At 67.7% G+C, this 9,869-nt stretch carries 8 protein-coding genes; 7 read left to right on the top strand and 1 reads right to left on the bottom strand.

The annotated features are described in order from the left end of the window. The 5 genes from infB to ON44_RS22005 all read left to right on the top strand — a co-directional run. On the top strand, positions 1-2,062 hold a 2,062-nt coding region (gene infB / locus ON44_RS22025), incomplete at its 5' end, for a translation initiation factor IF-2 (RefSeq protein ID WP_083898057.1). 88 nt (positions 2,063-2,150) lie between these two features. Then, positions 2,151-2,441, top strand: coding sequence for a DUF503 domain-containing protein (locus ON44_RS22020; RefSeq protein ID WP_040693064.1), 291 nt, complete (start codon positions 2,151-2,153; stop codon positions 2,439-2,441). Between the two features lie 103 nt (positions 2,442-2,544). Continuing rightward, entirely contained in the window at positions 2,545-2,988 is a 444-nt protein-coding gene (gene rbfA / locus ON44_RS22015) for a 30S ribosome-binding factor RbfA (protein WP_040693060.1), read from the top strand. 22 nt (positions 2,989-3,010) lie between these two features. Continuing rightward, entirely contained in the window at positions 3,011-4,030 is a 1,020-nt protein-coding gene (locus ON44_RS22010; RefSeq protein ID WP_245567277.1) for a DHH family phosphoesterase, read from the top strand. Further along, positions 4,027-5,388: an MATE family efflux transporter gene (locus ON44_RS22005; protein ID WP_174415113.1), complete on the top strand. Its 1,362-nt coding sequence runs from the start codon at positions 4,027-4,029 to the stop codon at positions 5,386-5,388. Before ON44_RS22010 ends, ON44_RS22005 begins: the two co-directional genes overlap by 4 nt. Before the next feature lie 201 nt (positions 5,389-5,589). On the opposite strand, the gene ON44_RS50360 is transcribed toward ON44_RS22005, so the two are convergent. Then, entirely contained in the window at positions 5,590-6,450 is an 861-nt protein-coding gene (locus ON44_RS50360) for a nucleotide exchange factor GrpE (RefSeq protein ID WP_083898056.1), read from the bottom strand. A gap of 111 nt (positions 6,451-6,561) precedes the next feature. Between ON44_RS50360 and ON44_RS21995 the strand changes: the two genes are divergently transcribed. Beyond that, positions 6,562-8,244 carry an Hsp70 family protein gene (locus ON44_RS21995; protein WP_040693058.1) on the top strand — a complete coding sequence of 561 codons (1,683 nt, stop codon included), beginning with the start codon at positions 6,562-6,564 and terminating at the stop codon, positions 8,242-8,244. A gap of 3 nt (positions 8,245-8,247) precedes the next feature. Continuing rightward, positions 8,248-9,869, top strand: a 1,622-nt coding sequence (locus tag ON44_RS21990; protein ID WP_157187251.1) for an Ig-like domain repeat protein, incomplete at its 3' end; no start/stop codon positions are given.

Here is a 9,869-nt window from a genome sequence, read left to right as displayed (position 1 = left end):
CGGTGGCTACCGCGGCGGCGGTGGCGGCGGCGGTGGCACGGGTGCGCCCGGTGCAGGTGCCGGTGCTCCCGCGGCCGGTGGTTTCCGCGGTCGTCCCGGTGGCGGTGGCGGCGGTCGTCCGGGTGGTCCCGGTGGCCGTGGCGGTGCGGCCGGTGCGTTCGGTCGTCCCGGTGGCGCCCCGCGTCGTGGCCGTAAGTCGAAGCGGGCGAAGCGCGCCGAGTACGAAAGCATGCAAGCCCCCGCCATCGGTGGCGTGCGGCTGCCGCGCGGTAACGGCGAGATCATCCGTCTCGCCCGGGGTGCCTCGCTGTCGGACTTCGCGGAGAAGATCGATGCGAACCCGGCCGCCTTGGTACAAGCCCTGTTCAACCTCGGTGAGATGGTCACCGCGACCCAGTCGGTGAACGACGAGACCCTCGAGCTGCTCGGCAGCGAGATGAACTACGTCGTGCACGTGGTCAGCCCCGAGGACGAGGACCGCGAGCTGCTGGAGTCGTTCGACCTGACCTACGGTGAGGACGAGGGCGGCGAGGAAGACCTCGAACAGCGTCCGCCGGTGGTGACCGTCATGGGTCACGTCGACCACGGTAAAACCCGACTGCTCGATACCATCCGTAAGGCCAACGTCCGTGAGGGCGAGGCCGGTGGCATCACCCAGCACATCGGTGCCTACCAGGTGCTCACCCATCTGGGCGATAACGACCGGCTCATCACCTTCATCGACACCCCGGGTCACGAGGCGTTCACCGCCATGCGTGCCCGTGGTGCGAAGGCCACCGATATCGCGATCCTGGTGGTCGCCGCCGACGACGGCGTCATGCCGCAGACGGTGGAGGCCATCAACCACGCGCAGGCGGCCGACGTGCCGATCGTGGTCGCGGTCAACAAGATCGACAAGGAAGGCGCGAACCCGGATAAGATCCGGCAGCAGCTGACCGAATACAACCTGGTTGCCGAGGAATACGGTGGCGACACCATGTTCGTCGACATCTCCGCCAAGCAGGGGACCAATATCGAGCAACTGCTCGAGGCGGTCCTGCTGACCGCGGACGCGGCGCTGGACCTGCGGGCCAACCCGGATATGGACGCACAGGGTGTTGCGATCGAGGCACACCTCGACCGTGGCCGTGGTCCGGTGGCGACCGTGCTCATCCAGCGCGGCACGCTGCGCGTCGGTGATTCGATCGTGGCGGGTGACGCCTACGGTCGCGTCCGCCGCATGGTCGACGAGCACGGCGACGATGTCGTCGCGGCGCTGCCGTCGCGGCCGGTCCAGGTCATCGGCTTCACGTCGGTGCCGGGCGCCGGTGACAACCTGCTCGTCGTCGACGAGGACCGGATCGCTCGCCAGATCGCCGATCGGCGCAATGCGCGTAAGCGCAACGCACTGGCCGCGCGCAGCCGCAAGCGGATCAGCCTGGAAGATCTGGATGCCGCGCTGAAGGAGACTTCGGAGCTCAACCTGATCCTCAAGGGCGACAACTCCGGTACCGTCGAGGCCCTCGAGGAGGCGCTGCTCGGTATCGAGATCGACGACGAGGTGCGCCTGCGGGTCATCGACCGCGGTGTCGGTGGCGTCACCGAGACCAACGTCAACCTGGCGTCGGCGTCGAACGCGATCATCATCGGGTTCAACGTCCGGGCCGAGGGCAAAGCGACCGAGCTGGCCAACCGCGAAGGTGTGGACATCCGGTACTACTCGGTGATCTACCAGGCCATCGACGAGATCGAGAAGGCCCTCAAGGGCATGCTCAAGCCGATCTACGAAGAGGTCGAGCTGGGCCGGGCGGAGATCCGCGCGATCTTCCGTTCGTCGAAGGTCGGCAATATCGCCGGCTGCATGGTCACCTCGGGTTCGGTCAAGCGCAACGCCAAGGCGCGCCTGCTCCGCGACAACTTGGTGGTCGCCGAGACGGTCACGATCTCCACCTTGAAGCGGGAGAAGGACGACGTCACCGAGGTCCGCGAGGGCTTCGAATGCGGTATGACGTTGACCTACAACGACATCAAGGAAGGCGACGTGATCGAGGCCTACGAGCTGCGCGAGAAGCCGCGCGACTGATTTGTTCGTCGGTGGTCCGGTCCGGCCGTCAACGCTGGGCCGGACCGCCGAGACAATCTTTTCGTAGGCGCCGATACAGGAGGCTTGGGTGTACCTGGGTGCACTGGAGTTCGACATCCTGCTCGGAGATGTGCACTCGCTGAAGCAGAAGCGTTCGGTGATCCGGCCCGTGCTGGCCGAATTGCAGCGCTTCGGTGTGAGTGCCGCCGAGGGTGGGGAACAAGACCGCCACCGTCGCTCACTGCTCGGAGTCGCCATGGTCAGTTCCGGTATGGATCACCTGACCGAGGTACTCGACAAATGTGAGCGTCACGTCGCGGCTCGTCCGGAGTTAGAGTTGCTGGCAGTGCGCCGCAGGATCTTCGGACCCGAAGACTGATCCGCGGCGGGAACGACGGGCCCGGAGGCGGTAGCTTGCGTAACCACGCAGGACCCCGGTCCCGCCGCAAAATGAACACAGCAGTAGTGAGGAGGGTTCAGCCATGGTGGATCAAGCCAGGGCACGCCGACTCGCCAAGCGGATTTCCGCGATCGTGGCGACCGCGATCGAATACGAGGTGAAGGATCCGCGTCTGAATTTCGTAACCGTGACCGATGCGAAGGTCACCGGCGATCTGCGCGAGGCGACGGTGTACTACACGGTGATGGGCGAAACCCTCGACGTGGAACCGGATTACGCGGCCGCGGCCGCCGGTCTGGAGAAGGCGAAGGGTGTGCTGCGCTCGAAGGTGGGCGCGGGCACCGGCGTGAAATTCACCCCGACGCTGGCGTTCGTGCTCGACAAGGTGCCCGACGCGGCACGGGATATGGAAGAGCTGCTGGCCAGGGCGCGGGCCGCCGATGACGCGGTCGCGAAGGTGGCGGCCACCGCCACCCATGCCGGCGATGCCGACCCGTACAAGGTCGAACGCGAATCCGACGAGTGACGTGCGGTAGACCATGACGACGATGCCCGTCGACCCGGGTAGGGGGGTCGCTGTCGATGCGGTCGATTTCGGACCGGCCCTTGCCGCATTGAACGCGGCGCGTTCGGTCACCATCCTGTGTCATGTGCAGCCCGATGCCGACACCATCGGCAGCGGGCTCGCTCTGGCATTGGTGTTGCATCGGCGCGGTGTCCCGGTGTGGGTATCGTTCGCCGAGCCCGCCGAACTGCCCGCAACGATGCGGACGCTGCCCGGTGTGCAGCATCTGGTGCCGTCAGCCGAGGTACCCGCCGAGGTGGATCTGCTGGTTTCCGTAGACTGCGGCAGTGCCGGTCGGCTGGGTGCGCTCGCCGATCGATTGGCCGGGGCCCGAACGACTTTGGTGTTCGATCATCACCGCTCCAACACCCGGTTCGGGACGATCAATGTGATCGATGCCAGTGCGGAATCGACGACGAGTCTGATCGCGCGGTTGCTCGATTCCTGGCAGGTGCCGATCGATGCCGAAGTGGCACATTGCCTTTACGCCGGATTGGTCACCGATACCGGATCCTTCCGCTGGGTGCGGCCCGGCACCCATCACCTGGCCGAGCGGCTATTGGCCACCGGCATCGACGGTGCCGAGATCACGCGCTCGCTGATGGATACGCATCCATTCGGCTGGTTGCCGATGCTGTCGCGGGTGCTCGGCTCGGCTCGGTTGGAGCCGCAGGCCGGCGGTGGAACCGGACTGGTGTACGCCATTGTGCGGCGCGAGGATGTCGATGGTCTGCGCTCGGAAGAGGTGGAGAGTGTGGTCGATATCGTCCGCACCACCTCCGAGGCCGGGGTTGCCGCTGTGTTCAAGGAATCGCGCACGATTCCGGATCGGTGGACGGTGTCGCTGCGGTCGCGCGACAGTGCGCCGGGGGCGCAGGATGGTGTCGATGTGGCTACTGTCGCAACGTCTTTGGGCGGCGGAGGACATCGGTTCGCGGCTGGATACACCACTAATGGCACATCCGAATCGGTCGTCGCGGCGCTGTTGGCTGAACTCGGGTGAGTTCGGAAGTCAGCGGGGTTGCGTCGAATCCGATCGGCGCGGTGGGGCCGCGACGGATTCTCGGACTCGCCCTGCCGACCTTGGGTGTGCTGGTGGCGGAGCCCATCTATCTGCTCTTCGACCTGGCTGTGGTGGGGCGGCTGGGGGCGTTGGCATTGGCAGGGCTTGCGGTCGGCGGATTGATTCTGGCGCAGGTCAGTTCGCAGCTGACGTTTCTGTCGTATGGGACCACCGCGCGGGCGGCGCGGCGGCATGGGGCGGGGGATGAGCGCGGTGCGATCGGGGAAGGGGTGCAGGCGACCTGGGTCGCGGTGATCGTCGGGACGCTGGTTCTTGTTGTGGGGCAGGCGATCGCGGTTCCGCTGACGAATGTGATCGCGGGTGGTGGGGATATTGCGGGGGAGGCATTGGTCTGGGTGCGGATCGCGTTGTTCGGGGTGCCGCTGATTCTGATCGCGATGGCAGGTAACGGGTGGTTGCGTGGGGTGCAGGAGACGCGTCGGCCGCTGCTGTTCGTTGTTGCGGGACTGCTGGTTTCGGGGGTGCTGTGCCCCGTGCTGGTGCACGGGTTGGCGGGTGCGCCGCGGCTGGAGTTGGCGGGTTCGGCGGTCGCGAATGCGGCGGGCCAGTCCGTGACGGCCGGGTTGTTCCTGACGGCGCTGGTGCGCGCACGTGTTCCGCTGGCGCCGCACTGGTCGGTGATGCGGGCACAGCTGGTACTCGGTCGTGATCTGATCGCCCGCAGTCTCGCCTTCCAAGCCAGCTTCGTGTCGGCGGCGGCCGTCGCCTCCCGGTTCGGTGCGGCGTCGGTGGCCGCACACCAACTGGTCCTGCAGCTCTGGAATTTCCTTGCCCTGACCCTGGATTCGCTCGCCATCGCCGCCCAAACCCTGGTCGGCGCGGCACTCGGCGCGGGCGACGCCACCGGAGCGCGCGGTTTGGCGCGCCGCATCACCCGCTGGTCGGGTGGATTCGCGCTGGTCCTTGCGGCGGCCTTCGCGGCGGGCGCGACCGTCATCCCCGAACTTTTCACCGACGATCCGGCGGTCCTCGACCGCACCCATGTCGCCTGGTGGTTCTTCGTCGCCATCATCCCGATCGCAGGCATCGTCTTCGCCCTCGACGGCGTCCTCCTCGGCGCGGGCGACGCCGCCTACCTCCGCAACACCACTCTCGGGGCCGCCCTCCTCGGCTTCCTTCCCGCCATCTGGCTCTCCCTCGTCTTCGACTGGGGCATAGCGGGCATCTGGACCGGCCTCGTAGCCTTCATGCTCCTACGCCTCATCGCCGTAGTCTGGCGCGCAGAATCCGGCCGCTGGGCGCGAATCGGTACCGAAATCCCGCGTGTCAGTGCTTAGTGCGGTGCGCCGCGCAGGGTTTCGCATCCCGCGCATGTTTTCGCCGGGCGAACTCGTGCTCGGCGGGTAGCGGGTTGTCCAGTGATGTCGTGGCACCAGCTATTCCTGCCGGGTGAGTTCGTGTGGCGGGCGGCGTGTTGTCGGTGGTGTCGGCGGACGACTATTTCTGCCGGGTGAGTTCGTGTGGCGGGCGGCGTGTTGTCAGTGGTGTCGGCGGACGACCACTCCTGCCGGGCGCACCGAACGGCCGGCGACCGTCAAGCCGCTTTGGACGACCGATTCCACCGTGCGGTCCAGTGCGGGATCGTCGGTCTTCGCGACATCCGCCGCTTCCATAGTGAGCGAGTCGAAGGCGTCATCGGGGCGTGGGGTGACCAATGTGCCGCCGCGGCCGGCGATCAGGCGTTCGATGCGGGTGGCGACAGCTTCGAATGCTGCTCGCTCGCGCGGGGATTCGGCGGTGGCGGCGCAGGCGGTGCTGTCGGCGTGGAGGGCGAAGAGTTCCAGGACGAGGGGGAGGTCGGCGCCGCTGCGGTCGCGTCGGTCGCGGGCCTTGGCCTCGTCGGCCAGGCGGTCGATGGTGGTGGCTTGGCGGGCGATTACTCGGGTGAGGTCTTCGATGCGTTCCGCCAGGTGGGCGAGCGGGTCGGTGGGGTTCTCGAGTTGTGGTGCGCGGGAGTTGGCGGGGTAATGGATCTGCGGCGCGGCTGGCGCCTTGATCTGCGGCGCAAGGGGATCGGCGGTGTCGCCGGCTGGTGGCGAGGGGTCGGTGTGGGTTCCGGTTTGCGGCGCGGGGGTGGCGGAGGTCTCGGCCTGTGGTGCGGCTGGGTCGGTGAGGTGACCAGACCGTGACGCTGCTTGGCTGGTCGTCGTGTCGGCCCACGGCGTGAGGGGTTTGGCGGGGTTACCAGCTTGCGGTGCGATGGGGCTGGTGAGGCTTTCGAGCGGTGGCGTGCGGGGGCCGGTGGGATGACCGGTGTGTGGCGCGATCGGGTTGACCTCGACCTGCGGCGCGGCGGGGGTGGTTGGGTCCTCGGGGTGCGGCTCGGCGGGGTCGGTCATGCTCGCACTTTAACGCTGGTTCGCGGGGGCGCACCGATTGTTTTGGGCGGCATCGGGATCCACTGTCGGGAACTGGGCTGGTGTCGGATGTGGCTGCTACCATCGCGTCTCATGGGGGTCTACGGCATCGACCTTGGTACGACAAATTCGGCGATCGCGCGGATCGACGCTGATGGTCGGCCCGAAGTCATGATCGGTTTGAACGGCGAGGCGACGGTGCCTTCGGTCGTTTTGTTCGCGTCGGCGTTCGATCATCTGGTGGGCGAGGGTGCGCGGCGGCAGGCTCGGCTCGATCCGGAGCATGTGTGTGCGCTGGTGAAGCGGCGGATGGGCGATACGGACTGGCGTTTCGCCGCGCACGGGCAAACCTGGTCCGCGCCAGCGGTTTCGGCGCTGATCCTGAAAAGCCTTGCCGCGGATGCCGAATTCAGCGGTGGCGAACCGGTGCAGCGCGCGGTCATCACCGTGCCCGCCTACTTCGGCGACGAGGAGCGGCGCGCGACCATCCAGGCGGGCACGTATGCGGGCTTCGATGTCGCCGGTGTGCTCTCCGAACCGATCGCTGCGGCGCTCTCCTACGGTTTCGGCAGACTCGATGGCAGTATGGACCTCGGCAAACCGGGCCCGCGCGAGACAGTTCTCGTCTACGACCTGGGCGGCGGCACCTTCGACGCCACCGTCATCGAACTCGCCGACCGCCGCATTTCGGTGCTCGCGGTCGAGGGCGATCACCAACTCGGCGGCGCCGACTGGGATGAGCGCATCGCGCTGTATCTTTCGCAAAAGTTCTGCGAGGCGAACCCGGATGCCGAAGACCCGCTGGACGATTCGGCGGGTTCGCAGATGCTGGTGCTGGCCGCCGAACGCGCCAAGCGCGAGCTGACCGATGCCGAGCGCACCGATGTGGTGATCGCGCACGACGGCGCCCGCGCGGTTATCCCGCTGACGCGCGCCGAAGTCGACGCGATGACGGCTTCGCTCATGCGCCGCACCATCGACCTGACCCGCGATTGCCTGACTGCGGCGAGTAAGCGCGGTGCCGCATCCGTCGACCGCCTGCTGCTCGTCGGCGGCTCCTCGCGCATGCCGATGGTGGAGCGCGAACTGCGTAAGGAACTCGGCCTTGCCGGCGAACTGCGCGATCCCGACCTCTCGGTGGCGCGCGGCGCGGCACTGTACGGCGAAAAGCTGGAGATGGAACGTCTCGTCCTCGCCGACCTCACTACCCGCGGCCGACTGCGCGACGGCGCGAATATCGACGACGCCGCACCGGCCGATCTGGACCAATCGATCGCCCGCGTCGCCGCCTCCTTCGGACAGCCGGTCGGGCTGGTGCGCCGGATGCTCGAAATCCAGGTCGATACCGTCGTTTCGCGCGGTTTCGGTGTGCTCGCGCTCGACTATCAGTACGGGCTGGCGGCGACTTGGTTGGTGCATCGCAATTCGACGCTGCCGGTGAAGGTGCGTCGTTCCTTCGGCACCGTGCGCGCGGATCAGGACGAAATCGCGCTGACCATTGTGGAACAGCAGGGCCAGGCGGCATCGGCGCGCCCCGAGGATACGAAGGTGCTGGTGGAAGGGCGCATTCGCGGCATCCCCGCGGGCTATCCCGAGGGCAGCGAGGTGCGGGTGACCTTCGAGATGGGCTTCGACGGCGTCCTGCGCGTCACCTGCCATCACGTCGACGCCGATGTTCCATTGGTCCTGACCGCGCAGACCGGCGCGACCCTGTCGCAAGCGGATGTGGCGCGCGAACTCGATCAGGTTCAGCGCACCCGCCGCCGCGACAGCTGAGCCGTGGCCATGCAGGCGTTCGATCCGAACGACTACCGCAAGCGGGTGCTCGCCGATGTCGAGCGCCGCGGCGGGCTCGAGGAGTCGGATCCGTTCGAGCTCTACGACATTCCGCTGGACGAGACGGAGGCGCTGAGCGATGCCGAGATCGCCGCCCGGGTGGCGGAGGTCTGGGGTTTCTGGCAGCGCCAGCGCGACCATCCGAAATACCGGGTGCTGGTGGGGCTGCTGGTCGACGCGCATCCGAAGCTGTCCCGCGTACTGCTGGATTCGGCGGTCCGCCGCGCGGAAGCGGCGCGGATCCGGGAGATGCGCGAGCGCCGGGATGCGGACCGCTACGAGATGCTCGACGCGGCGATCTCGCGATTGGTGCAGCGTCACGGCGGGGTTCCGGCCGGGAAGGTGCCTGGGCTGGAGGAGATCGGTGCGATGGGTGGGCTCAGTGCCGCCGAGGTCGCGACTCGATTGCGCAGGCATCGGGTCATCGAGGACGCCCCCGCGCCTGCCGGTGTACTCACCGACCAACGCAGACAACAGATTCGGCAGTTGCTCAGCGAATGGGAACGGCTCATCGACGGTGAACCGACGCCGACGCTGTTCGCGCTGCTCCGGGTGGATCCGGCGAAAGCCGGTCAGACCCAGGAGATTCGCCTGCGCGCCGAGGCGCTGCGCGCGCGGTCGCGAGAGCTGCCGCCCGGTCGCATCCGAGTTGTGTTGGATGAGTTGCTGATTCACATCCACGATGTGCTCGAATCGGGCGAGGCGACGCTGCGGGAGTATCTGCGGGCGGTGGCCGAGGATGTCGCGAAGGAATTGCGGCCCAAGGTCAGGGCGGCGGTGCTGGTCGAGGATGAACTCGTCGGCGACGACTTCCGGTATCTGCTCGACGAGGCGATGCGGCTGGGTCTCGATCGGGCCGACGCCACCCGGGTGCTCACCGAGATCGCCGCGGAACTCGGTGCGCGAGTGACGAATTCGCCGCCTACCGCGCCGCCGCAACCCATATCGCGACCGCCTGCGCCCAGACTCTGGGAAGCACCGCTCAAGGCCGCCCGGGCGGCGCTGCGCGGGGGGCGCCCACGGGAAGCCGCGCGGTATGTCGAGGAGGCGCACCGGCTGGTCGGGTCCGACGGGGAAGGGCTCACTCCGATCCGGTCGGTATCCGATGAGGTGGACCGGGTGCTGAACGAGGCACAGGCACACTGGCGTGATGCCACGGCCGCGTGTGCGGCAAAGCGCTATGTCGAGGCGCTGCCGCATCTGGAACGGGTGCGCCGCACCGCATCCGATCTGCTGCCACCGAATCAGGTGCCGAGTATCGACCAGTTGCTCGCCGAAGCCCGAGAGGCCATCGCCGCGGCGGACCGGCTCGTCGCCGCGGCGCTGGCCGGACCGGCCGATGCCAGGATGCGCGAGCTGCTCGCCGCGGTCGAGGTATGCGCTGATCACGCCGGTGCGGCCGCTGCGCTCGCGGAGTCGCCGATCGAGGCCCCGCAGCGGGTCGAGGCCACGAGATTGGCGAATGGGTCGATGCTCGTGGTGTGGTCGCCGACATCGACGGATAACGTCGCCTACCGGGTGACCAGGTTGCAGCCGGACGGGTCGTGGCGCGTGGTCGGCCGCAC

Origin of the sequence: Nocardia vinacea NBRC 16497 (genome assembly GCF_000308835.1) — a bacterium.
In the GTDB taxonomy this organism is placed as follows: domain Bacteria; phylum Actinomycetota; class Actinomycetes; order Mycobacteriales; family Mycobacteriaceae; genus Nocardia; species Nocardia vinacea.
The sequence above is the reverse complement of the archived record's forward strand: the minus strand, read 5'-3'. Positions and strand labels throughout refer to the sequence as shown.